This window comes from Collinsella sp. LCP21S3_A9, from assembly GCF_052118785.1.
In the GTDB taxonomy this organism is placed as follows: domain Bacteria; phylum Actinomycetota; class Coriobacteriia; order Coriobacteriales; family Coriobacteriaceae; genus Collinsella.
The window spans coordinates 23,203-47,581 of sequence record NZ_JBQKGN010000013.1 but is presented as its reverse complement, the minus strand read 5'-3'; the positions used below and the strand labels follow the sequence as shown (position 1 = coordinate 47,581).

Annotated in this window: 18 protein-coding genes; 16 read left to right on the top strand and 2 right to left on the bottom strand. The window is 59.8% G+C overall.

Annotation, left to right across the window (positions count from 1 at the left end):
- Positions 1 to 89: 89 nt before the first annotated feature.
- Positions 90 to 506: a molybdenum cofactor biosynthesis protein MoaE gene (locus tag ACTQ05_RS06665; protein WP_441538488.1), complete on the top strand. Its 417-nt coding sequence runs from the start codon at positions 90 to 92 to the stop codon at positions 504 to 506.
- A 106-nt stretch (positions 507 to 612) separates the two neighbouring features.
- Here ACTQ05_RS06665 and ACTQ05_RS06660 read toward each other — a convergent pair whose 3' ends face one another.
- Complete coding sequence (locus tag ACTQ05_RS06660; protein WP_148331752.1) at positions 613 to 1,842, bottom strand: putative ABC transporter permease; 1,230 nt, start codon at positions 1,840 to 1,842, stop codon at positions 613 to 615.
- A 296-nt stretch (positions 1,843 to 2,138) separates the two neighbouring features.
- On the opposite strand from ACTQ05_RS06660, the gene ACTQ05_RS06655 reads away from it, so the two are divergent.
- The 13 genes from ACTQ05_RS06655 (at position 2,139) to ACTQ05_RS06595 (ending at position 13,435) form a co-directional block, all read left to right on the top strand.
- Positions 2,139 to 3,809, top strand: a complete 1,671-nt coding sequence (locus ACTQ05_RS06655) for an amidophosphoribosyltransferase (protein ID WP_441048755.1) — start codon at positions 2,139 to 2,141, stop codon at positions 3,807 to 3,809.
- Between the two features lie 156 nt (positions 3,810 to 3,965).
- Positions 3,966 to 5,069, top strand: a complete 1,104-nt coding sequence (gene purM / locus ACTQ05_RS06650) for a phosphoribosylformylglycinamidine cyclo-ligase (protein WP_441538486.1) — start codon at positions 3,966 to 3,968, stop codon at positions 5,067 to 5,069.
- On the top strand, positions 5,059 to 5,766 hold the full coding sequence (gene purN / locus ACTQ05_RS06645) for a phosphoribosylglycinamide formyltransferase (RefSeq protein ID WP_441538484.1): 708 nt from the start codon (positions 5,059 to 5,061) through the stop codon (positions 5,764 to 5,766). Before purM ends, purN begins: the two co-directional genes overlap by 11 nt.
- Before the next feature lie 233 nt (positions 5,767 to 5,999).
- Positions 6,000 to 6,344 carry a type II toxin-antitoxin system RelB/DinJ family antitoxin gene (locus ACTQ05_RS06640; RefSeq protein ID WP_427795604.1) on the top strand — a complete coding sequence of 115 codons (345 nt, stop codon included), beginning with the start codon at positions 6,000 to 6,002 and terminating at the stop codon, positions 6,342 to 6,344.
- Entirely contained in the window at positions 6,341 to 6,808 is a 468-nt protein-coding gene (locus ACTQ05_RS06635) for a PIN domain-containing protein (protein ID WP_441538482.1), read from the top strand. The genes ACTQ05_RS06640 and ACTQ05_RS06635 overlap by 4 nt, the downstream gene beginning before the upstream one ends.
- A 65-nt stretch (positions 6,809 to 6,873) precedes the next feature.
- Positions 6,874 to 7,341, top strand: a complete 468-nt coding sequence (locus ACTQ05_RS06630; protein ID WP_441538480.1) for a PTS sugar transporter subunit IIA — start codon at positions 6,874 to 6,876, stop codon at positions 7,339 to 7,341.
- 179 nt (positions 7,342 to 7,520) lie between these two features.
- The gene (locus ACTQ05_RS06625) at positions 7,521 to 8,744 is read left to right on the top strand and encodes a peptidylprolyl isomerase (RefSeq protein WP_441538478.1); all 1,224 of its coding nucleotides are present in this window, start codon (positions 7,521 to 7,523) and stop codon (positions 8,742 to 8,744) included.
- Between the two features lie 54 nt (positions 8,745 to 8,798).
- A complete protein-coding gene (locus ACTQ05_RS06620) occupies positions 8,799 to 9,242 on the top strand; it encodes a GatB/YqeY domain-containing protein (RefSeq protein ID WP_427795123.1) in 444 nt (147 codons plus the stop codon).
- A gap of 367 nt (positions 9,243 to 9,609) precedes the next feature.
- Positions 9,610 to 10,341 carry an amino acid ABC transporter ATP-binding protein gene (locus ACTQ05_RS06615; protein ID WP_055251548.1) on the top strand — a complete coding sequence of 244 codons (732 nt, stop codon included), beginning with the start codon at positions 9,610 to 9,612 and terminating at the stop codon, positions 10,339 to 10,341.
- A gap of 8 nt (positions 10,342 to 10,349) precedes the next feature.
- Positions 10,350 to 11,225: a transporter substrate-binding domain-containing protein gene (locus ACTQ05_RS06610; protein ID WP_441538476.1), complete on the top strand. Its 876-nt coding sequence runs from the start codon at positions 10,350 to 10,352 to the stop codon at positions 11,223 to 11,225.
- A 25-nt stretch (positions 11,226 to 11,250) separates the two neighbouring features.
- Positions 11,251 to 11,997 (top strand): amino acid ABC transporter permease, encoded by a 747-nt coding sequence (locus ACTQ05_RS06605; RefSeq protein WP_427728857.1) that lies wholly within the window; start codon positions 11,251 to 11,253, stop codon positions 11,995 to 11,997.
- A gap of 3 nt (positions 11,998 to 12,000) precedes the next feature.
- The gene (locus ACTQ05_RS06600; protein ID WP_055285379.1) at positions 12,001 to 12,639 is read left to right on the top strand and encodes an amino acid ABC transporter permease; all 639 of its coding nucleotides are present in this window, start codon (positions 12,001 to 12,003) and stop codon (positions 12,637 to 12,639) included.
- 172 nt (positions 12,640 to 12,811) lie between these two features.
- Positions 12,812 to 13,435 (top strand): AAA family ATPase, encoded by a 624-nt coding sequence (locus ACTQ05_RS06595; RefSeq protein WP_154516696.1) that lies wholly within the window; start codon positions 12,812 to 12,814, stop codon positions 13,433 to 13,435.
- A 52-nt stretch (positions 13,436 to 13,487) separates the two neighbouring features.
- Here ACTQ05_RS06595 and ACTQ05_RS06590 read toward each other — a convergent pair whose 3' ends face one another.
- Positions 13,488 to 14,891, bottom strand: a complete 1,404-nt coding sequence (locus ACTQ05_RS06590; RefSeq protein ID WP_441538475.1) for a helix-turn-helix transcriptional regulator — start codon at positions 14,889 to 14,891, stop codon at positions 13,488 to 13,490.
- Between the two features lie 226 nt (positions 14,892 to 15,117).
- Between ACTQ05_RS06590 and ACTQ05_RS06585 the strand changes: the two genes are divergently transcribed.
- Both ACTQ05_RS06585 and ACTQ05_RS06580 read left to right on the top strand, forming a co-directional pair.
- The gene (locus ACTQ05_RS06585) at positions 15,118 to 17,106 is read left to right on the top strand and encodes an LPXTG cell wall anchor domain-containing protein (protein WP_441538473.1); all 1,989 of its coding nucleotides are present in this window, start codon (positions 15,118 to 15,120) and stop codon (positions 17,104 to 17,106) included.
- A 336-nt stretch (positions 17,107 to 17,442) separates the two neighbouring features.
- The gene (locus ACTQ05_RS06580; protein ID WP_441538471.1) at positions 17,443 to 24,075 is read left to right on the top strand and encodes a leucine-rich repeat protein; all 6,633 of its coding nucleotides are present in this window, start codon (positions 17,443 to 17,445) and stop codon (positions 24,073 to 24,075) included.
- Positions 24,076 to 24,379 lie beyond the last annotated feature (304 nt).

Genomic DNA, 24,379 nt, shown 5'->3' with positions numbered 1-24,379 from the left:
TAACCCAGCAAAATCATTCTGCATACCCGGGGTAGCTAAAAGAGCCCCGTCCCAAATTAGCTACTCGACGACGGAAAAAAGGGGAAGCGATGCTTGAAAGCGGCAAATTGATGCCTTCGGTCGATGTCTGGCTGCGCGAGGCCAAGGCCGACGTCTCGGCACCGGCGTGCGGTATGTACCTGACGCATAACGGCGTGGTGCGCGCAACGCCCAAGTCTGAGGCCCGTGGTGTCAAGACCGATGGCGTGGCGCCGGGTCATAAAGTAAGCGGCATGGTGTTTGGCTACGACGCCGACAAGGTACGGTCTGCCATCGAAGCGACGCGTGCGATGCCCGGCATCGGCTATGTGCGCGTATGGCTGGCGAGCGGTGAGCTTGCCGTGGGCGATGACATCATGCTTGTACTTATTGGAGGGGATATCCGCCCGCATGTGGTCGATGCGCTGCAGTCGCTCGTCGGCACCATCAAGAACGAGTGCGTGAGCGAGGTCGAGCGCGAGGCGTAAGGCCTCGTCGGCAATCCGAGTCTGTCTATAGCGAAAGCCCGCCGGCAGTTCATGTAGATCTGCCAGCGGGCTTTGATGTGTTGGAGCTATTTTGCTCTGGCGTTTGCTACACGCGTGTGGCGTCCTTGGGGCTCATGGTCATACTCTGAAAACGGTTCTCCATATATTCGTTATCGAAATGCTTGTCATAGAACTGTGCGACGGGAATATTTCGAACGGTTCCGTTGACGCGCTGATACCAATAGTCGAGCGATTGCAACGTCATGACGCCGTCGATCAACATGACGGCGGTCAGGATGACGGTAGCAGAGTAGCGGCGTTTCCATGGAATCATATTGATGAGCTTAAGCAGGCGCGGCAGCAAGACCTTGATCCAGATGAGGCCACCCAGGCCCCACATGCAGGCAAACGGCGTGCATGTGCGTCCCCCGGTCAATACCGCGATGGGATCGGGCATGCCGAATAGCCTAATGTGTGAATAGCTCCACGACACCACGCCAAATGAGGTCTGCATAAACCAGCCTACAAATACCTCGAAAGCGCCGCCGATCAGGGCACTTACCAGGAAAATGATCAGAGGATTCTTTTTATAGAAGCGGTTGAGCGCCATGGTCATGAGCACCGCGCCAAATCCGTAGATGGGGCTAAAGGGGCCAAATAGCATACCGGCACGGTCCTGATAGACGCCGGGATCGACGACGACCATATGCCAGACTTCCTCGAGAATGAGACCTAACACGCTGCAGACGAAGAATACCCAGAACAGGTTGAAGTAGTTGAGCTTGATGTAGCCCTCGCCGGTTTCGTCGCGGCCGAGCATCCCCTCGGCGGCGGCATCGCGGTCGAGCATCTCTTGCAAACGGCGCTGCAGTTCGCGCTCCTGGCGTAGCGTGGGGTCGACGGTGGCCGACAGCGCAATGAGGATGACAAGCTGGACGGCGGGGCGCAGCAGGAAGGGTCCGATACCCTGGAGCATCACGTCAACTAAAAGCTCCACGACGGTAAATGCGATGAGGACGTAAGACAGGCGGGCGGCATTGCGCCGCTGGTCCTTGATGAGGTCCAGGCCAAAGACGATCAAGATGATCGCGCTTGCCGCCGAGAGCATAATGCCGGCGACGATAAGGCCAACCGCGACCAGGGTGTTATCACCGAGCTTAGCGGCGACGTTGCCGTTAATGAGTGCGGTGATGACCTGCCACATAAAGACGGCGACTGACGGGAGCGTGCCCACGCCAGATAGGGTGCACAGGACTGCGTAGACCTTGATGATAAGGGGGATCTTCTTGGCCTCCGTGGTGCTGGGGACACTGGGGTCGAGTTGATTTCGATCCATACGCTACCTTTCTCGTCTTGTAGTAGCCTACAAGGATACGCCGACGACCAGCTAAAAGACAGGACGAACGTCCCAATTGCAACAATGTAGCCCCTAGCGCGGGCGAGACACGGCGCACGGGAAGTCTTCGAGGCCGTTGCCCCTGAGAGTGGACTACCCAATAAAATGTTTGGCCGCAAAACGGATTATAAGCTCGGTGGGCTTTTAAAAACCGCTGTTCATGCGCGGGAGTGCTTGTCTTGCCGTGCGTATAATAGGGCAGGTAACGCCAAATAACGAGGCTCTGAGGGGATGCCATGTCTCAAGAAACCATCCGCGCGGCCGAGCGTGCTACGGGACGGCTGACGACCATGTCGACGTATGATCCGGACTCCGACCAGCTGCATGAGGAATGCGGCATCTTTGGTGTGTGGGCACCCGATCGCGACGTGGCTCGACTGACGTACTTTGGTCTGCGTGCGCTGCAGCATCGCGGCCAGGAATCGGCGGGAATCGCCGTGGGCGATGGCGGCACGGTTATGGTTCGCAAAGACCTGGGACTGCTCGATCGCGTGTTCTCCAACGCCGACCTGTCGACGCTCTCCGGCCAGTTGGCTGTGGGCCACGTGCGCTATGGCACCGCCGGCGCCAAGAGCTGGGAAGCCTCGCAGCCGCATCTTTCCACCATCAACAGCGTCATCATCGCGCTTGCGCACAACGGCACCCTGGTTAACACTGACGAGCTGCGCCGCCAGCTGATCGAGCTCGGCGTGCCGTTCCTCTCCAATTCGGATTCCGAGGTCGCGACCAAGCTCATTGGCTACTTTACCCAGTGTACGGGCCACCTGCGCGAGGGCATTCGCAAGACCATGGAGCTCGTGCGCGGCGGCTACGCCATGACGCTCATCAACGAGCAGGCACTCTACGCTTTCCGCGACCCGCATGGCATTCGTCCGCTGGTGCTGGGCAAGCTCGTGGACGAGGGCCTGGACCAGGCCGACGCCGCATCTGTTTCGCAGCTACCGTCGCAAGACGACGCCGCGAGGGTCGACGCTGCCGCTCATGTCACGCGCGCTGGCGGCTGGGTCGTTGCCTCCGAGACATGTGCACTCGATATCGTGGGCGCCGAGTATGTCCGTGATGTCCGTCCCGGCGAGATCTTGCGCATCAGTGCCGAGGGCCTGGTATCCGAGCAGGGTGTGCCCGCTGCCAAAGAGCCCGCTAACTGCATCTTTGAGCAGGTCTACTTTGCCCGCCCCGACTCCATCATGAATGGCAAGAGCGTCTACGCCTGCCGTTACGACATGGGTCGTCAGCTGGCACACGAGGAGCCCGTCGATGCCGACCTGGTCATCGGCGTGCCCGACTCCGGTCTGCCGCCTGCGGAGGGTTATTCGCGCGAGAGCGGCATTCCCTTTGGCGAGGGCCTCATCAAGAATCGCTATGTGGGCCGTACGTTTATCGAGCCCACGCAGGAGCTGCGTGCCATGGGCGTGCGCATGAAGCTCAATCCACTGCGCGACAATATCGAGGGCAAGCGCCTGGTCGTCATCGACGACTCCATCGTTCGCGGCACCACCATGGTGCAACTCGTCAAGATGCTGCGCAACGCCGGCGCCAAGGAGATTCACATCCGCATCAACTCGCCCGAGGTCATCTGGCCGTGCTTCTACGGCATCGATACCGACGTGCAGTCGCAGCTCATCAGCGCTAACAAGACGGTCGATGAGATCTGCGAGTACATTGGCGCCGATTCGCTGGCCTTCCTTTCGGTCGAGGGCCTGCTGAAGGTCATGCCCAAGGGCGGCTACTGCGATGCGTGCTTTACCGGCCGTTATCCCGTGGCGATTCCCGAGAGCTTTGGCCGCGACAAGTTTATGGAGGGCTTTAAGCCCCGCAACCTGGATAAGCCGCTGCACTTTGGCGACGACGCCGTGGTCGAGAAATACGATGACCGCAGCTGGGAAGAGAAGCACGGCGAGGCCTAGAACCTGCCATTTAGGGACAGGTTTATTTTGGTAGGTTTTACCTGCTGTTTTGTTGATTTGGCGGCGCGCACCGCTGCGGTGTGCGCCTATATGAACGCAACTATGAGCACTGTTTGGCGTCTGTGTGTCAAACGGTAGTGGGAGAGGAAGGCTCAGATGAGCGACAGCAAGCATGTGACGTATGAGGATGCCGGCGTCGATACCGCCGAGGGCGGCCGCGCCGTCGACGCTATTAAGCAAATGGTTAAGGATACCAACCGTCCCGAGGTTATCGGCGGCATCGGTGGCTTTGGCGGTCTGTTCTCGGCCGCCGCGCTTAAGGATATGGAAGACCCGATCCTGATCAGCGGTACCGACGGCGTGGGCACCAAGCTCGTCCTCGCCCAGATCATGGACCGTCACGAGACGGTGGGCCAGGACCTGGTCGCCATGTGCGTCAACGACATTTTGGCTTCGGGCGCCGAGCCGCTGTTCTTCCTGGACTATGTTGCCATCGGCCACATCGAGGCCGAGCACATGGCAAAGATCATCAAGGGCGTGGCAGACGGCTGCAAGCTCGCGGGCTGCGCGCTCGTGGGCGGCGAGATGGCCGAGCACCCGGGCGTCATGGCTCCCGCCGACTACGACCTCGCCGGCTTTACCGTGGGTGTCGTCGACCGTCCCAAGATGCTCGACCCCGCCAACGTCCGCCCCGGCGACGTGATTCTGGGCCTTCCCTCCACCGGCGTGCACTCCAACGGCTACTCGCTCGTGCGTAAAGTCATCGGCGTTGACGGCATCAAGCCGGGTACGCCCGAGGCCGCCGCTAAGGCCGAGGAGCTGAGCCGTCCGCTCGAGGAGCTCGGCGGCGCATCACTGGCAGACGCTCTGCTGGCCCCCACGCGCATCTACGTCAAGCCGATTCTTGAGCTGCTCCGCGGCGGCGCTCCGGTGCACGCCATCGCCCATATCACCGGCGGTGGCATCACCGAGAACCTTAACCGTGCGTTGGCCGAGAACGTCGACGCCGTGGTCACCCGCAATGGCGCCGAGATGGGCTGGGACATTCCGCCCGTCATCACCTATGTTTCGCACCAGGCCGAGCTTACGCCCAACGAGGCATGCAAGACCTTCAACATGGGCGTCGGCCTGTGCCTGATTGTCGCTCCCGAAGATGAGGCCGCGGTAACCGATGCCCTGGTCGCGCTGGGCGAGAAGCCGTTCCGCGTGGGCGAATGCGTCGAGGGCTCCGGTAAGGTCGTGTACTCCGATGAGCGCTAACGAGCAGACGGCTGCCGCCGAGGGCCTGGGTTTTGCGCCCTATACCCGTCCGACCGGCACCGATACCACCGAGCCGCTCAAGATCGGCGTGCTCATCAGCGGTTCGGGCACCAACCTACAGGCGTTGATCGACCTGATCGCCGCCGGCAAGCTCAATGCTTCGATCGAGCTCGTGGTGTCGAGCCGTCCTTCGGCCAAGGGCCTGCAGCGTGCAGAGCGTGCGGGTATCCAGACGCTGACGCTCTCCAAGGGTGTCTACGCCGACCCTATCGCCGCCGACGAGATTATTGCGCACGAGCTTCTCGAGCGCGGCTGCGAGTATGTGGTCATGGCTGGCTACATGCGAATGGTGCATACGCCGCTGCTGGCGGCGTTCCCCAACCGCGTTGTCAATCTGCATCCGGCGCTGCTGCCGAGCTTTACCGGTGCGCATGCGATCGACGATGCCTTTACGCGCGGCGTCAAGGTGACCGGTGTGACTGTGCATTTTGCCAACGAGATCTACGACAACGGTCCCATCATCGCCCAGCGCGCGCTGGCCGTTGAGGAAGGCTGGGACGTCGACACGCTCGAGGAGCACATCCATGCGATCGAGCACGTGCTGTATCCCGAGGTCGTGCAGATGCTCGCTGACGGCCGCGTCCACGTGTTGGAGAGCGGCAAGGTGGCAATTGATCCGGCGCGCCATCGTGCGTAAAAGGATTCGCTTGGTTTTCCTTGCAATGTAAACTATCAAAAAGCTGATTGGGGCATATGGAATCACATGTGCCCCAATCAGCTTAATACCTCTTTGATTTTGGGCTCTGGATAACGTGACGGGCACCATTCCCATTCCAAGAAATCCGATAGGGCCTCGTCCGTGTGTGGGCGGGGCCCTTTTGCGTGGCCTTTTATGTTTGCTATACTGCTAGCAAGTAGAGAGGAGCCGCTATGGGTGCAGCAACGGTGCAGCTCAACACACGAATCGATCCTATGCTCAAGGCTGGTGGCGATGCGGTCCTGACACGCAATGGATTGGGACCGAGCGATGCCGTTCGTGCGCTTTGGGCCTATCTTGTCGAGCATCAAGCGTTGCCGGGATTTATGGTGACGGATAAGCGCGAGGCACCCCGCGCGGAGAGCCTGGCTGAGCAGGGGTGTGGCCTAGCTTTTTCATCGCTGGGGCTAAGTGCTTCGGATTTTGCGCCAGTTGGATCATCTGCGGAAGACTGGGACGCCGTACGAGATGATATGTATGACACGATGATTGCCGATATTGAGGCGAATTGTCGATGATCGAGGCAAAGCGTCTCTTGGTAGATACGAACGTTTGGCTCGATTATTACCTGCAAGAGGGGGCGTTCGACGAAGCGAAGAGATTAGTTGAACTGGCCGAGGCGGGAAAGATTGACCTTCTGTACACGCCCACGACGGCAAAGGATGTGTTCTATATCCTGCCTCGGCGTCTGGCCCGGCGGAATGCGAATGGGATTAACGTGCCGTTTACCTCGGCGTCATGGGCCTGCATCGAGCACATGATGCAGGTGGCAACTGCCTCTCCGCTTTCGTTGGCAGAGTGCGAGATGGCGCGCATGCTTGGCAAGCGCATGCCGGATCTCGAAGACAACCTCATCATCGCTTCGGGCGAGACGGCAGATGTTGACTACGTGGTCACGAGCGACCGGCGCATGCTGGAGGCGATGCCCGAGGTGTGCTTGACGCCTGCCCGCGCACTCGAGATGATTGGGATCCTCGGCTAACCTTGCCTGTCTGGTTTCGCTATCATATGGGGCATTGTGAACCTCATGCAACTTTGGAGGATGGTATGGCGGATAACGCCGAGATGCTATTCGCGCCTGAGCTGGTGTTTTTTGATTGGGAGTGCGCGACGCCGGATGAGGTGTTTGCGCGGCTCGAGGGCGAGCTCGCTCCGCGCGGCTACATTGCGTCCGGTTGGCTCGATGCCGTCCGTACGCGCGAGGACATCTATCCCACAGGCCTCGCCATGCCGGCGGCCAATATTGCCATTCCGCATACCGATCCGGGGTTTGTGGCTAAGCCCTATATCGCGGTGGTGAAGCCCTCCGCGCCCGTGACGTTCAATGCTATGGCGGGCATGGGTGCCCCCGTGCCGGCGCAGATCATCATCAATCTGGGTATTGCCGAGCCGGGCGGCCAGGTCGAGGCCCTGCAAGCGCTTATGAATATCTTTATGGATGCCGACGCCGCAGCCGACGTGCTCGGTCAGACTTCGTCCCAGGGCATGGTCGACGCCATCCGCCGCCACTTCTAAGACTGGCATTTGGGGGCTGTCCCTAACTGCCGGCAGAAAAGGAGCGTCCCCAGCTGTCGGAGCTGTCCCCTTTGCACCAAAATGGTGCAGATTGACCTGTCTCCCATGCACCAGGCGTGCCGCGGGGCTGCGTTGTGACACAATGACGTTTGTTCGATTCGTGATGCGAAAGGCCAACTATGGCAAACAAGAAAAAGAACCCAGAGGCCGCACCGACGCCCGAGCAACGGTCCCGCGCTGCCTCCAGCTCTCGTAAGAAGCAGCGCAAGACCTATGTGTCCAAGACCGTCAAGATCGTTCTGGTGGTTATCGGCGTGCTGGCAATGCTGCTTTCCGTCTCGGCCATGGCGTGCTCCGGTTTGATGTCGCAGACCGAGAACAATAACTCGGGTTACAAACTGACCGGCGGCGTGGCTGCTACCGTCAACGGAACCAACCTCACCGAGGACACCGTAACCAAGCAGATCATGAGCATGCGCACGTCCTACGGATATACCAAGGACAAGGATTGGGCGCAGTATCTGGTCAATAACGACCTGACGCCCAAGAAGTACCGCAAACAGCTCATCGATTCCTATACGCAGCAGATTCTGCTCCAGCAGGCGCAGAAGGAGAACGGCGTGACGGTTTCGGACGAGGAAGTAGAGAAGGCTTGGAAGGACGCCTGCAAGAGCGCGGGGGGCGCCAAGACCTTTAAGGAGACCCTTAAGACCTACGGCTATACCGAGGACACCTACAAGGACTCGCTCAAGGAGAGCCTGGCGCAGCAGAAGCTTAAGGATGCCGTTGCTCCCACCAGCAAGCCCAAGGACAGCGAGATTGTCGATTACATTAACGAGAACCTGTCTAACTACAACGATGCCCGCCGCTCGTCGAACATCCTGATCAAGGTTGATTCCGACGCTTCCGACGAGGACAAGGCCGCCGCCAAGGCCAAGGCGCAGGAGTGCCTGGATAAGATCAACTCCGGCGAGCTGAGCTTTGAGGATGCCGTGAAGCAGTATTCCGACGACACCGGTTCCAAGGAGAAGAAGGGTGACGTGGGCTGGGATAAGCTCACCACCTTTGTCGACAGCTACCAGACGGCGCTCGAGGGCCTTAACAAGGGCGATGTGAGCGACGTGGTCGAGTCGACGTATGGCTACCACATCATCAAGTGCACCGACTACTTCCATGTCGATGGCCAGGTCGATGACATCAATCAGGTGCCCAAGGCTATTAAGAAGTACGTTTCCAATGTGGTGAAGACCCAGGCATCGGGCACGGCATACAACGAGTGGCTGGAGAAGTACACGAAGGATGCCGACATTACCGTCAACCCCATGCCCAAGGACGTGCCCTATAACGTGAGCCTGAAGGGCGTCACCAAGAGCTCGACCGACGATTCGTCGACGACTGAGTAATCAAGGGGCGGTGCTCGTGCGAGTGCCGCCCATGTTATTGAGGAGGATTTGCAGATGACCAACGAAGAGCTGCAGCAGGAAATGATTGCCGCCATGAAGGCCAAGGACAAGGTTCGCCTGTCTATCATTCGCCAGGTCAAGGCCGAGGTTAAGAACATCGAGGTCAACGAGCGCCGCGACGTGACCGAGGAAGACGTCAACAGCATGATCAAGCGCCTGATTAAGCAGACAAGCGAGACGTTGGAGATGTCCATCAAGGCCGGTACCGATCAAGATCGTACCGACAACCTGACCGAGCAGGTCAAGATTCTGGAGAGCCTGCTGCCCGCCCAGGTTTCGGGCGAGGAGCTCGAGGCTCTGATTGAGCAGGTCATCGCCGAGCTGGGCGCCACGTCCAAGAAGCAGATGGGCCAGGTTATGGGGGCGCTCGGCAAGGCCACCGGCGGCAACTTCGATAAGCCGGCCGCGGCAAAGATCGTCGGCGGCAAACTCGCGTAATTTGTTACGCGGTTTTACCAAACCGCGTAACGGCTCGACGCTGCAAACCCGTACACGCGGCAATCTGACGTTCAATTTCAAGGGCGCGACCATGAGGTCTGCGCCCTTTCATTTCACGTCACCTTGCTCGCGTGTACGGGTTTTCGCTGACTTATGCTCAACAAGGCGGTTGTATTATTTTCGGGTCTTGAGGGGTGTGGCCGTCATGGTCGCGCCCCTTTTTGGTGGGCTGGGTACTCATTTAAGTCTGTCCCCAATGAGTGGGTTAAAGGTTGCGGGTTCTTTACGGGAATGCAGTGTGGGCTGCGGAAACGTGGTTCTTTCCGTAAAATAGAGCAATTCGTGTAAGCGCAGGGAAGGGATATTCATGGCAGACATGATCGAGATCAAGCATCTCAACAAGTACTTTGGCGACCTGCATGTGCTCAAAGATATCAACCTCACCGTCAAGCGCGGCGAGAAGCTCGTAATGATCGGGCCTTCCGGCTCGGGCAAGTCCACGCTCATCCGTTGCGTCGATTATCTGGAGGAGCCCACGTCGGGCGAGGTCATCATCGACGGTACGCCGCTCACCAAGAAGAATCATCTGGAGATGGCTCGTAAGTACAGCTCCATGGTGTTTCAGCAGTTCAACCTATATCCCAACATGACGGTGCTGGGCAACCTGACACTCGCGCCCATCAAGCTGCAAAAGAAGAGTAAGGAGGAGGCGACCGAGATCGCCATCGCCGCGCTCAAGCGCGTCGGCATGGCGCATAAGGCCGGCGAGTACCCGCAGAACCTCTCGGGCGGTCAGCAGCAGCGCATCGCCATTGCCCGTGCCCTGTGCACCAAGCAGCCCATCATCCTGTTTGACGAGCCGACCTCGGCACTCGACCCCGAGATGGTCCAGGAAGTCCTGGACGTTATGATCGAGCTCGCGCAGGAGGATATCACCATGATCTGCGTGACGCACGAGATGGGCTTTGCGCGCCAGGTGGCCGACCGCGTCATCTTTATGGAGGACGGCCGCATCCTGGAGGAGGGCACACCCGAGCACTTCTTCGATAACCCCGAGAACCCGCGCTGCCGCGAGTTTCTGTCCAAGATTCTGCACTAGGCGCGGTGATGGACATGACGGATATGACGAGGGCGGCCGTGTCGCGCCGCCACTTTTTGCAGCTGGCGGGCGCCGGTATGCTCGCGCTGACGGGGACCGCGCTTACCGGTTGCGGCAACTCCACCGGCGGTGAGGACTCCGACAAGGGGTCTAAGCTTGCGGCCATCAAGTCGCGTGGCCATCTGAATGCCGGCGTTAAGAAGGACGTTCCTGGCTACGGCTATTACGACACCGCCAAGGGCCGCTTTGAGGGCATGGAGGTCGATTTGTGCTACCAGATCGCCGCTGCCGTCTTTGGCGTGAGCTACAAGGAGGCCCGTGCCCAGGAGCTTGTCGAGTTTACTGACGTAACGCCCAAGACGCGCGGCCCGCTGATCGATAACGGCCAGCTCGACGTGGTCGCGGCGACCTACACCATCACCGACGAGCGCAAGAAGAGCTGGGATTTCTCGACGCCGTACCGTACCGACTACGTGGGACTCATGGTCAAGAAGCGTTCGGGCTTTACCTCGATTGAGGACCTGGACGGCAAGGTCATTGGCGTGAGCCAGGGTGCCACCACGCAGGGCCTGATCGAGCAGATGATCAAGGACAACGGCTTTAGCTGCGAGCCCGAGTTTAGGGCCTTTAGCGGCTACCCCATTATCAAGAGTTCGCTCGATGCCGGCAATATCGACGTCTTTGCCATGGACCGCTCCACGCTGGCCGGTTACATGAACGAGACCGTTGAGCTGCTGCAACCCGAGGTCAAGTTTGGCGAGCAGGGCTACGGCGTGGCGACCAAGAAGGGCTGTGATCTTTCGGCCGTGGTCGATCAGGTGATATGCGATCGCCTGGCCGACGGCTGGCTCGACCAAGAGGTTAAGACCTGGGGTCTTGTATAGGCGCATCGTCCAAGGAAGGAATCAAATGCTCGAAGGATTGTTTGACGCCGACCGCTGGTCGACGACATTCCAAAACATGGGGCCCTTCTGGGAGGGCTTTGGCGTGACGCTGCAGGTGGTCGTTGCCGGTCTGCTGCTGTCGCTGGTGCTGGGCACGCTGCTGGGCGTGTTCTCTACCACTCGTTCTCGCGTTCTGCGCGCCATAAGCCGCGTGTACGTGGAGTTTTACCAGAACACCCCGCTGCCCGTGCAGGTGCTCTTTATGTACATGGCCGGTCCGCAGTTTTTGCAGGCCATAACCGGTGCCGACCAGCCGGTGCGTATCGCGCCGTTTGTGCTGGGCTTCTTGGGCGTGGGCCTGTATCACGCTGCCTACATTTCGGAGGTCATCCGCACCGGTATCGAGGCCGTTCCGCGTGGCCAGATGGAGGCGGCCCAGAGCCAGGGCTTCACCCGTGCGCAGGCATACTGCTACATCGTGCTGCCCCAGACGTTCAAGATCATTCTGCCGCCGTTGTGTAACCAGGCACTCAACCTGGTCAAAAACACGTCGGTGCTGGCGCTTGTGGCCGGCGGCGACCTTATGTACCGTTCCGACAACTTTGTGAGTCTGTACGGTTACCTGCAGGGATACATCGTCTGCTGCCTTATGTATTTCATCATCTGCTTTCCGCTCGCCATGCTGGTGCAGTGGCTCGAGCGCCGCTCCAAGGAGCGCCCGCGCGGCATGAGCCTGGCCGAGCTGGGGCTCGACAACGTAGAGGAGGCCTAGCGCATGGAAATCTTCAACGCGACCAACCTGCTCTACATTTGGGGCGGCTTTGTTAAGACGATCGAGATCTCGGCGCTGTCGATCTTTTTCTCGCTCATCTTTGGCACGGTGCTGGCGCTCGTTAAAAGCTACGCGCCCCGTCCATTCCGTATTTTGGTGAGCGCCTATATCGAGCTGTTCCGTTGCACGCCAAACTTGCTGTGGATCCTGTTTATCTACTTTACGGTGCAGGGTTTGGACATTGTGATTTCGACCATCGCCTTTACGCTGTTTACCAGCGCTGTTATGGCCGAGATTGTGCGCGGCGGCCTCAACTCGATTCCGCGCGGCCAGTTTGAGGCGGCGCAGAGCCAGGGCTTTGGCTTCTTTGCCACCATGCGCTACATCATTCTGCCGCAGACGTTTAAGACGATCATTCCGGCGCTGTTTAGCCAGTGCACGACCGTCATCAAGGACAGCTCGTATCTTTCGGGCATTAACGTGGCCGAGCTCATGTACACGGCAAACGTCGTGATGGCCCACGCGATCGACTTGTCGCAGGTGCTTATGCTCTACGGCCTGGTGTTTGCGATGTACTTTGTGCTCAACTTTGGTATCTCGCTGCTGGTGAGGGCATATCAGCGTCGCATTGTGGCCGCATAGTCCTGCTTCCCCAAGCACGGCACCTTGCCCCTCAATCGTCGCTTGCGTACATTTAGTACGCGGCGCTCCTCTTTCGGGGCAATCTGCCGCACTCGGGAAACCAGGACGAAGGTGGGGCAAAATGAATGTGACAAAGGGACTGTCCCTTTGTCACATAGAGAAAGGAATCGCGATGAGCGATCTGGAGAACAAGAAGAATCCTGTGGTCATTACCATCGCGCGCGACTTTGGCGCCGAGGGCCACGAGATTGGCCGAATGCTTGCCAACGAGTTGGGAATTCCGCTGTACGACAACGAGCTGCTGGTGCGTGCGTCGATGCGCGCGGGTGAGTCGCTCGATAAGATGGCCGCCTATGACGAGCGTCTGGCCGTGGAGAACATGGCGTTTCTGCCCGACCGCTACGATGCGCGTTCGTACTCGGACAAGTTGTTCCAAAAGATGAGCCAGGTGATTTTGGACCTGGGCGAGACCGAGAGTTGCATTATCGAGGGTCGCCTGTCCGATTACCTGCTGCGTAACAACCCTAATCACATTGCCGTGTTGGTGACCGCACCCTTTGAGGACCGCGTCGAGATCGTGCGCAAGAAGCGTGGGCTCAACAAAAAGAAGGGCGCCAAGCTGGTCAAGCAGCAGCAGAAGGCACGCGAGGCGTTCTATAAGCGCTACAGCGCCGGAAAGTGGAAGATGACGAGCGGCAAGGATATCGTCGTCAACCGCGCCAAGCTGGGCCGCGAGGGCTGCAAAGACGTCATAGCCGCTGCCTACCGCTACAAGATGGCTCAGCTCGAAGGCTAGCCGACCAAAAGCCATCACAAAGGGGACAGGCACCTTTGTGATGGCTTTTGTTTTAGGCGGAGGGGAAGGCCTTGGTGAGACCGGCGCGCGTCTGCGTGTCGGTCTTTTGGTAGATAGAGCTCAGGTGGCGCTGTACCATGCGCATCGAGATACCGAGCTCCTCGGCGACCTGCTTGAGCGGGCGTTCGTCTTGGGTTACAGCCATGAGCACGTCGACTTCGCGCGGGGTGAGAGCGTGGTTGGTGATGAAGGCCTGACGCTGCTCCTCGATGGTGGGGGCGGCGAGTGCTTCTTCTGCCAGCTGCTCGCGCTCGCGCTCCTGCCCGGTTTGGGGTAGACGGAACAGGCCGGCTGCCACGAATGCCGCGCAGGCGGCGACGAGCAAGACGAGTGCACCGATCATGATGAGGGCAACGTTGCCCGAGGTCACGAGGGCAAGCGAGATGCTCGATGTAGTGAACGCGCATACGTTGTTGGCCGCGCGACCCATGCCGGCCCATAAGGCGGGCGCGTGCATGCGCGGCGCTAGCTGTGTAAACGTGGCGGTGAAGAACGTGACGAAAAAGCCTGAACTCAGGTAAAAGACGATGAGGCCCAAGTTGGGGTCGGCGCCGGCTTCCACGGCCAAGATCGAAATGCTGGAAAGCACCGTGACGCCGAGCATGACGAGTCCCATATAGCGACGCTCGGCAAGGTCAAAGATGATGCCGGCAAGCAGACCGCTCGCTGCCAAAAAGAGGCGTGGCCAGGTTTGCACGGCAATGGTGCCGTGGGCGTTTGAGAACGTGACGACGTTGTCGAGGGTGGAGAACAAGCAGGCGAGAATCATGACGAGTGCGATGCTCCAGCACGCCTGTTTGGCGAGGGCGTGTGAGGGCTCGGCTAAGGGATTGATGGTGCGACTGGAGCCCTTGTCTGTCGCTTGGGGAGCGGCGCTGAGGGCGGAGATGACGATCGTCGCCGTGCCAAGAACGATGAGCTCCGCGATGCCGCCGCAGTCGAGCAGGTTGATCGCGAACTGCATCAGGATGCCTGCGGCATAGGCCGCTCCGGCACCGGTGGCGAGTTTTGGGTCATCTTGGAACGCCATCGAGAATGCGTGGTGCGCCGCGGCGCCCAGTAGGCCGAGTCCGAGGAATGCGAGACATCCCAGAATCTCGAGCGCAAGCGGGCTTGTGGGGGACTGGACCTGGGTCAATCCCAGGATGGCGATGGGAACAGCGGCGTTGGCGGCTGCCAGTGAGTGGCCTTTGCGCTGTGCGAGCCCGAGCAGCGGCGCGTACCCGATAAAGCCGAGCACGCTCGCACCCAGAATAAAGCCCTGTGCGATTACAACGCGTTCGGCATCGGCGAGCAGCCCGACGTTGACGTCGAAGCGAAACTCGGCGGCAAGGAAGGCGAAGGTGAAGAGCGCGAGTGCCAGAAGCGCGTTGATTTTAGGCTTGCTCAGGTTCAAGGACGGTCCTTTGGGTGGATGAATAATCGTGCCCTCGATTGTAGCGTTCCCGGGACGAGTGCGGCGATGGCGAAGTCATATTGAATTAAATCGCAGGTAGAGGCCTAGGTTCGCATCTACGAACCTAGGTATACGGAGTCATTTGACACATCTTGGTGCTACAGGACCACCACAAAGGGGACGGGCACCTTTGTGGCGGTATGTCCCTACGACCAAGGAGGGCGTTATGTGCGGAAGCCACTTTGATAAGCAAACCCAACGCGAGCGTACCTGCTCGCTGGTTCACGGTACCTGGCGTTGTGTGGGTGTGAGGATTGCGAGCGTCGGTGCGTGTGCGCTTATGGTTGGTCAGCTGCTGCTGCCGAGCGTGGCGCTGGCGACGGAATGTGCCGATCCTGTCGCTGCGGCGGACGAGGTGGCCGCAGCTCCGGTGACGCCGACGGTTACGGAGGATACGGCGGCTCCGGCGCTGGTACCGGTGGCCCCGGCTGCGCCGATGACTGACGCGGCTCCGGTGGCGCAATCCACGGCAGAACCTCAGCAGGCTCAGCAGGACGCATCAGCGGCAACGGCGAACGATGCGACACCCGCTGAACAAAACACTCCCAGCGACAACGCCGCCACTCCGGCAAGCGACGCCATCATGCCCTGTGGCGTGACCGATGTGACAGGCGAGGGCGGCGTTAGGGTCAATACGACCGTGGTTCCCCACTACACGGACTGCGTGCTTCCGAGCAATGTCACACTCGAAAAGGGCCAGTCGTATACTTATGATTTTCCCGATGTTGAGGGCGGCATGCCGGATGAGCCGCTCTGCGAACTTGTCGAAACCAAGTACTACCGGGCCGATGCTGTTTCGGGCACTCTGGCTGAAGTCCAGGACACATCTATGTCCGATGTGACGGCTCACTTTGAGCCTGTTGGCGATCACATGAGGCTGACGCTGACCTTTACGGGTGGCGCGGCAGGCGGCTCGTATCGACTCACGCGCAATGAGGTTCTTTATATTGGCGCGGCACTGACGTATACCGGAACTGACTATGGCACCGACTATGAAGGTGACAACAGCTACGCGGGCAGCTCGATTACCCTCAACGAAACCAGGGACGACTATTGCCTCCGCTACGCCATCAATAGCGAAATTACGCTTGATGCATCGGAAAACGAAGCCCTCGAGAATCTGAACGTCAACGACGTGAAGACCGACTACGCGCCCGGCGAGGCACCGCGCGCGACCGCGACGATTCCCGCTGCCGATGCCGACAAGTACGAGATTGCGTATGAGTGCTGGGAGGAGATGGAGCTCAATATGGAATCCAGGGAGTCGGTACCCGTCGCCTTCTGGTATTCCGATCCCGCGCAGTACAAGCCGGGCATGAAGAAGATTGACCACTTCGAAGAGGGCAAGTTCTACATGTACTCCGTTGAGCTGAGGCTCAAGGGCGACAATACCGTGGCCGATGACTGCGAAATGAACGTCAACGGCCGTTGGGTGCCCCACATCAAGACCGACAACGGTGTCTTCGCGCCAAACGCTGACAATATGCTGTGCGAGGCTCCGATTGATGAGTGGCGGGCAATCGACCTTATCGAGATTAGCGGTGCCATGACCACCTTTAAGGCGGGCGACAGGCCGGTCTTTACGGCGGGTACTCCGGCGGGTTCCGACTCTATTCTCCAGTGCGAGTTCTGGACGGGCAGCGATGGCAGCGAAGTGAACTCTCAGAAGTTCTGGGATCAGAACATCACGAATCACATCGACGTCTTTAAGCCCGGCGTGACCTATCGCTACGGTATCTACCTCAAGTCCGCGCGCGGCTTCTACTTTACGCCCGACACCAAGCTGGTGATCAACGGCCAGGAGTGCGGCTACCAGATGGACGAAGCGAGTGTGGTTGATCCCGAGAGCGGTTGGATCTACACCCTGTGGCTCAACACCGATCTGACCTTTACGCCTGAAGCCACGCCGACTCCCGATCCGCAGCCTACGCCGGATCCCAAGCCGACACCGCAGCCTGTGGTGAAGCCCGCGACAAAGCCGGTCGCGACAACTACCCCGACCAAGACGGTTGAGAAAGCCGCACCGACCAAGAAGGGCGACGCTGTCCTGGCTACCACGGGGGATACCACCGCGATGACGGTCGCTGCCCTGGGCATCGCCGGTGCAACCGTTGCCGCGGCCGGCATCGCCGCGACCAAGCGCCGCAAGCGCTAGGTTTTTGGTGGCAGCGCCCATCCTCGGCTTTTGCAAGATCTCAATCTGTAACACCAAACTGCCCAAAATGGCTCTAGATGTTACAGATTGAGATGAACCGAATGGCCGCCAATCTAACGTCTTGACCTGTAACACCAAGCGGGGAATTTGACCTCTAACTGTTACAGATTGAGACAAACTGGCCGGCCAAGTCCAGAACCACCACAAAGGTGCCTTTCCCCTTTTTGGTGGTTTGCGCAGGTAGAACGGTAGGTTCGTATATATGAACCTACCGTTCGCTTTGTTTTTGGACAACGATTACGCTGGATGACTTTTGGTTTCAGGAAAGGAACGACCATGAGGTGGACTACTGCTCGAGCGCTTTGCCGCCGGCTGACGGTTGCCACGGTGACCCTCGCGATGGTGACAGGTTCGTTTCCCGCGGGCGCGTTTGCCGAGGCCCTCAACACCGATAGCACTTTTGTGCAGACGGATAACGGCCAAGCGGACGACGCCGCCCCTGCCGATTCGGCTGACGCCCAAACGTCAGACTCTGCTTCCGCCGACCCCGCGCCCGATGCCGGCGCTGCCGACCCCGCAGCGCTCGAGGCCGGTGACACCCCTACGCCCCCGGCCTCCGAGATTGCATCGGCGGCGGGCCTGACGGGCGCCGGACAGACCGAGAGCACACCTGCGGGTACGCTTGCCACCGATCTTGTCGAGGGCAAGGAACTCGCCGAGCAGCAGAAGCAGGAGGAGACCGCCGAAGCCGAAGCAACCTGGAATGAGGATCTTGGGCTCTGGATGACCTCGAAGGGCGCTACGGGCGTAAAAGGCGAATACGATGATGGCTACGTGGCCGGCGAGCAGACTCCCGCGCAGTACTACTTCTCGATCGATAGCCTCACCAACGAAATTTCTATCAAGTATGGCGACGCGGGCATTACCACGTTGGAGGTGCCCTCGACCATCGACGGCAAAAATGTCGTGAGTCTTAAGGGCATGGGAAACGTTGCGCTCACATCAATTACGTTTGCCCCCGATTCGCATATCCGCTCTGTGGGCGGTTTGGGCGGCAGCAGCATCAAAGAGATCGCACTGCCCGATTCGGTTGAGGAACTGGGCTGGAATGCGTTTACCGGAAGCAAGACACTTCACACGGTGACCTGGCCCAACAACGCGGCCTTTACCACGATTCCCGAGCAGGCCTTTGAGGGCTGCGAACAACTTGACGACAATGTGGTGGCAACGCTGCCGCCTTCGGTTAAGACTATCGACTATCGCGCCTTCGCCAATTGCGGCGTGCCGCAGTTCCATGTCTCGGACACAACGGTACTCACCTTTACGCAGATCAACGTGCCGGGCACGGTGGAGCGGATTGAGCGCTATGCCTTTGACGGGTGCTCGCATGTGTCGTCGGTGACGATCGGCGATGGCGTCAAATATATCGGAGCACACGCGTTTACTTACCTCGATCCCGCGCTGGCCGGTAAGGAAATTGTTGTGCCCAAGAGCGTGCAGTCGATTGATCTGGAGCCGTTCGACAACACGCGTAATACCAGCAGCGCCGGCACCTCGACCACCAACCACAATGCGGTGACCCTGCGCGTCATGAATCCCGACATCAAGCTCGAAGAGGCGGGCCTGTACACCAACAACGTGACGATCGATGGCGTCGATTACCTGATGCCTTTTAGCGAGGGCCAGACCATCTATGCCTATGCGACGGACTCGGCGGGCAACCCCTCGATGATCAAGAAGATTGCCGATGCCGTCGCCGATCGCATGGACTCGGCCGACCCAACGCGTCCCGCCTATACCTTTGAGTGGATGGGCGAGGACGCCCAAATCACGGGCAAACTTCCCCAGGGCGCGGCGGCCGTGCTCGTGCAGGCGGGGCAGTCCACGCCGTTGACGGTTGGCGACGACGGCTCCGTTGCTGCCGACGTCCTCTCCAAGACGGCAGCAACGCTGCGCATTTCGCTCAGTGGTTACTATGACATGGTGCTGGCGCGCCCGGGCGACCAGATGACGGGCACATGGAATATCGGGGAGATTAAGGCGGAGGACTTTACCAAGATTCCGGCTTCGCGCGCGATTGAGCTCAACGTGGGCTATCTCGAACCGATTGTGGGCCAGGATAAGACCGAACGCATTGAGCTCGATAGTCTCGATAACATCGATCTGACGGTGAAGAGCGGCGGCAAGACGCTCAAGCCTGCCAAGGGCGACAAGGAAAACGACTACCGCATCCAGGGCACAGTGCTCGTGGTGTCGCAGGCCATTGCCGACGCGGACCAGGATCCGGAGATAACGCTCGAGCCCAAAGACAGCCTCAAGCTGGGTGGGGCGACGGCGACGGTGAAGCCTTCGGTCGGCAAGGTCGATATCGACTTGAAGCCCTGGGGCACGGCGACGGTCACGACCAAGGGCGACTACCAGGGCGCCAACCGCGTGCTGGTGTTCCGTACGTCCGACGGCAGGCTAGTCGCCGACGGCGTCACCTATCTGATGGGTTACGAAGACGATGGCACCACGCCTATCATGAAGGCCGAGACGCCGCGCCTTAAGGCCGGTTCGTACACCATCGTCGCCTTTAACAAGACGAGCTACGACATCCAAGCGACGAGCTATTCCACGTTTAGCCGCCTGGGACTGACCGTGGGTAAGCATATCGCGCAAAAACAGGTGAAGATCGAGGACGGCAAGCAGCTCAACGTGACGCTCGACGTGCCGACGTTTGACGTGGAGACGTATCGTGCCGAGCGCGGGCTGACGGCGGGCTCGGTTATCGCTGATTCGTCCGCGGTCGTTGGCGTGGAGACCGAGCTGCGCATTCATTACGAGCTCAAGGACAGCCAGGCTGCCAAGATTGAGATTCCGCTGGCCAAGGATGCCGTCGAGGATGTGTCCGCAGGCGCTCGCGAAGCCGGCGCAAGCTCCGATGCCATGTGGGCTGACACAACTTGGGAGGGCGACAACCTCGTTCTCGATATGAAGAAGAGCGCGGGCGCCGATGTTTTTGTGCGCTTTAAGCCTAAGTCCTCGGGCACCTATGCCATCTCGCCGCTCATTACGCTGGGCGAGGTGACATTGCCGCTGGGAAGTACCACACTCGAGGTTAGCGGATCGCGCATCGAGGTCGACAACACCGACGTTCACAGCCTGCTGGGCAATGTGGCCTACGTTTATGCAGCGCCGGGCAAGAGCGTGCAGCTCACCGTGGGGACGGGCTCGTCGGCTGCAAAGTACACCGGCAAGACCAATAAACTCGGCCGTGCCAAGATTGAATACGACCTGCCGCAGGATACGCTTGCCGCCGAGCGTGTGACGCTCGAGGCGCGCGTGGGCTCGACCGATGTTGCCGCCGCTGCCGCAGAGGTGACGGCTCGCAACTACGTGCGCTATGTTCCGAGCGCTTCGGTCTGGAGCTTTGATGTGACGTATCGTGGCGGTACGCAAAACTTGGTCAAGGACGGCAAGGACACCGGCAAGAGCCTGTGGACCTTCCATCATCTGCCACAAAAGAAGAACGCCTACTGGACCTTTGACATCACGCTCGAGGTGGGAAACGAAGAGGCCGCCGACACGCTCGACCTGTACGTGGACTGCGTGGATGGCAAGACGGTGACGATTCCTCTGACTCAAAAGTCGCGCGAGGGCACCCGTGTGCGCTATGTGGCGGAGTATGTGGACGAGGGCTACCTTAAGCTGCTCGACGAGTTTAACAAGGCGAATGACTCGACCTATGTGAACTGCGGCAACTTTGAGCAGATCTTTATGCCGAAGACCTACCGCATCTCCAATGCCCAGCTTATGACCATGCTGAGTTTTGACGCCAAAGCTTCGGCCAAAAAGCATTCCGCCGCGGCCGAGGAGCGCCAGCAGGAGTTCTCGAATGCCGTGCAGCAGTGGCACGAGTATATGATGGATAACTCGTTTAATGATGTCGACGAGGCCTTTAACGACGCGATTGACAAGATGGTCGCCGATGCGTTTGCCGAGGAGGACGAGAACGGTAAAGAGGACGAAGCCCAAGGTGGAGCTGCCCGCAAGGCTCGTCGCGCCCCTGCCGCCAGCGACGGCGAGGGCGATGATGCTGGCAACGAGGAGGCCGCGCAGTTTGCGGCTGAGCTCAAGGCCGCGGTCGGCGGGTCGGCGGCGCTGCTGACCCAGCAGGGCGACAGCTATGGCGTCAATGTGGACAAGATGATCTTTGAGGATGCTTACGGCACCAGCGAGGATTGGTATCAGGAACTCGCGGCGGCCCAGGGTGCGAACCCTGCGGATGCGGCCGCCATCAAGGAGCTCGTCGACCATGCATCGCGAGCGGAGTTTATCGCCCAGCAGGCCGAGGATCTGGTGGGCCAGTCGATGGGTATCGGCCGGCTCAACCAATACGGAAGCTGGAATGACGCAACCGCTGCGGCGCTCAACAAGTGTGCGGGCATTAAGGCCAGCGAATACAACGGCCAGTCGACGAGCGGGTTTAACGATTTGGGCCAGGCGCTCGGCAGCTCGCTGAGCTACAAGGCGGCTGACGACGATATCATCAAGGGCTTTAAGGTCGCCGCGCCCGATGGCGAGCAGACGGCCTATATAGAGTCGGAATTTATCGAGAACTCCAATAACAACAAGAACCAGGCGCTTCTGTTTAATTCGATCGCCATGCAGTGCGATATTCTGGACAACCTGTACGACAACTGGAATGTGGTCCATAGCCTCAACAACTCCAAGGTGCGCGGATGGCTCATGGCCTGGAAACGCAACGGCGACGTGAGCGCCCATATGAAGCTCATCCGCACGATCCGTTCGCTCAAGAGCTATAAGATCGAGTGCGAGATGTTCGGACAGGTCTTTAAGACCGATGCGTGGAAGGCGGCCGGACAGGCGTTTCCCGCGGCGACCCAGGGTATCGGCGTCTTTACCGGCATTTACGGCGTGAACGATGCCAGCAAGAACTGGGAGAACGTGAACGTCCGTATGCAGAAGGTGAAGGGCGAGCGCGAGGGCTATGAGCTTCAGCATACGCGCTTGCTTGCCAAGCCCGAGAAGACCGAGGACGACTGGAAGTGCATTTACGCGCTGCGTGACGCCATGGAGAAGGCGCGTGCGTTTGAGGATCTGCTGTATCGCCAGCTCTGCCACGATAGTACCGATGTGGCGGTGGGCTCCATTATGACGATCGCCGGCGTGCTAACGGCTGGCTCGGCGGGTACCGTGGTGGGCGCCGCCTATGATGCGGCCTCGACGAGCGTGGGCTCGGAGCGCGCGGTTAAGTTGACCAATGCCGAATGCGCCTACGATGTTGCCTGCGAGCAGGTGGAGCGCGCGTGTCAGAATCGTATTACGGTCAACTGGGGCGAGCTGACCGATGCCGAGGTCTACAAGGCCAACAAGGATGGCTTGATCTCGGACGAGAAGATGCAGTCGATCTTCGAGGCTCGTTATCGCAATGTGGCTGCCAAGGCAGCACCCGACCCTGCGGGCGTGGTGTACGAGGGTCTGCTGTCCAATACGGTTGAAGGCGCAACGGTTGAGCTGTGGAGCGCCGACGATGCGGCCGGTACCAATGAAGTGCGTTGGGATGCCGAGGAGTATGAGCAGGACAATCCGCTTGCAACGGGTGCGGACGGTGCATACAACTGGAATACGCCGACCGGCTGGTATCAGGTGCGCGTGACCAAGGGCGGGTATGAGGAAGCGCGTTCGGCTTGGCTGCGCGTGCCGCCGATTCAGACTGAGGTGAACATTGGCTTGGTGTCGACGGCGGCGCCCGAGGTGGTTTCGGCCCATGCCTATACCGATTGCATCGAGGTTGAGTTTGCGCAGTATATGGATGCGAGCGACGATGCCCTGGCCGCATTGTGCGCGCAGGGCTTGGGCGACGTGACGTATACGTGGCTCGACAAGCAGGACGATCCCAATGGCAAGCCGCTGTCGCGCGTGCTGCGTATTCGCTATGCCGATGCGTGTGAGGCGGGCTCGACGGTGGCGCTTGAGCTCGACGGTGCTCGCAACTACGCCGGCACGGCCATGGAGCGCTGGGCAAGTGGAGAGCTTGTCGTGGGCGCTCGTGCCGACAAGCTCAAGCTCAACGTGGAGCAGGCCGTGACCATGCTTGATGGCAGTGACTTTGAGCTGGTGGCGCACGTGACCGATAAGGCGGGCAAGCCGTTTGCGGGCGCCAAGGTTAGTGTTGGGCTGGAGTCCTCGGCTATCTGCTCTGTCGATGCCACCCAGGCCGTGACGGGCGAGGACGGCGCGGCGACGTTTGTGCTGCATGGCGCTCTGCCTGGTTTGACGACGTTGACGGCGGCGGTTGACGGCACGGCGCTGTCCAAGCAGGTCGACGTTCGCGTGTCTGCCGAGGCGGTGCGACCGGCGCGACCGGTGGCGACGATTGGTGCGACGACGTTTGGTGCATGGTCGCCCAAGGAGAACTACATTACAGTGCCCAAGGGCACGAAGCTAGAGCTTTCGGCCGAGGATGGCACGACGATTTGGTACACCACCAACGACACCTGCCCCTGCCGTGACGAAGGCCGCGTAAAGTACACCGAGCCTATTGCGCTCGATAGCAACATGTATGTGCGCATTGCGGCACAGCGCCCTGGCATGTCGTACAGCGAGTATTCCGAGCGTCTGAACATTACGATTACGGTGACCGATGAGGCGGCGCCTGAGCCGACGCCCGAGCCCGAGCCGACGCCCGAGCCGACGCCCGAGCCGACGCCTGACGGCGGCGGGCAGGGCGGCGGTACGGATGGCTCTGGTGGGGCCGGGGTCCCTGCGGGCAGTTCGACTTCGACGACGACCACGGTGACGACGGACAAGTCCAAGGGTAAGGGCAAGAACGGCAAGAAGTCCGGCGGCACGGAGCTTGCCAGCACGGGTGACTCCGCCGTGATGACGGTCGCCGCCCTAGGCATCGCCGGCGCAACCGTAGCTACCGCCGGCATCGCCGCGACCAAGCGCCGCAAGCGCTAGGTTTTGGCGGCGGCGCCCATCCTCGGCTTTAGAAAAATCTCAATCTGTAACACCGAGCCAGATATTTGGACTCCAAGTGTTACAGATTGAGATGAACTGTTCGGCCGCCAACCTAACGTCTCGATCTGTAACACGTAGCGAGGAATTTGGTCTCTAACTGTTACAGATTGAGACAAACGTCGGAATCGGTTCGCCGGCCAGGCCCTCAACCACCGCAAAGGTGCCCGTTCCCTTTATGGTGATCGGGCGGCCGGCATAGAAAAAGTCCCCGCCGGGCGTGTGCCCGACGGGGACTTTGCCGTTT